This window comes from Bradyrhizobium sp. P2_E8 (genome assembly GCF_056403875.1).
Genome location: NZ_JBFUES010001677.1, coordinates 1 through 892 on the forward strand (window position 1 = coordinate 1; position 892 = coordinate 892).

The 892-nt window shown below is 64.3% G+C and carries 1 protein-coding gene; it reads right to left on the reverse strand.

From position 1 onward, the window contains the following. Positions 1 to 60: 60 nt before the first annotated feature. Positions 61 to 804 (reverse strand): polysaccharide deacetylase family protein, encoded by a 744-nt coding sequence (locus AC1D00_RS43180; protein ID WP_477014932.1) that lies wholly within the window; start codon positions 802 to 804, stop codon positions 61 to 63. Positions 805 to 892: the final 88 nt, after the last annotated feature.

The window sequence follows — 892 nt, forward strand, 5'->3', positions numbered from 1 at the left end:
CAGACCCCTCATCCGGCGCTTTGCGCCACCTTCTCCCACAAGGGGAGAAGGAAGAAAGAGCTACGCCCCGATCCTTCGCAATGCCTCTGCAACGGTCACGATCGGTATGTCGCGCTTGCCGGCCGCCTCAAGCGCATGGCGCATCAGCTGCGGCGTGCAGCCATAGGGGCTCGGCGCGTTCGCGACGTCATGGCCGTAGAAGATGAGCCATCCGCCGCTCTCGACCGCCTCGTCGAAATAGCGATCGACGCCCGCCGTATCGATCTCGCAATCGACCAGCGGCGAGGCGCGCAGGAACTGGAGGTCGATGACGTCGCGATTGACGCCAGGCAGAATACCGCGTGCCGAGCGGAAGGCTCTTGCGAGCTGCGGCTTGCGCCAGACCGAGGCGAGGCCGTACGGATAGGCGAAATTCTCCAGCGTGATCGAGGAATCGATGGCGTGGAGATGGCTGCGGTTCCGTTCGATCTCGCGGGTCATGGCGGCCTCGTCGAGATCGACCGCGCACTGGTGCGAAAAGGTGTGGCAGGCGATCTCGTGGCCGGCCCGGTGAAGCCGCACGATCGCGTCGTTCGACAGCCCATGCCAGTGATCCGACGGCTGGTCGATCAAGCTGCCGGCGATGTAATAGGTGCCGCGGCCGCCATGCGCTTCGAGGAGCGAGGCGCCCTCGCCGGCGGCACTATCGGGGGCATCGTCGAAGGTAAAGCTCACCATCGGCGCATGCGCGGGCAGCCGGTGCGGCGCGGCACGGAAGTGCCGGGCGAGCCGATTGCTCACGCGTCCCTGGAGTGCCGACCACACGACTGCGTTTCCTGTGATTCTGTGATTCCGTATTTCWTTACTGAAACATTCGCGCGCCGGTTGAGGCAAGCTTAACGCTTTGGTAATC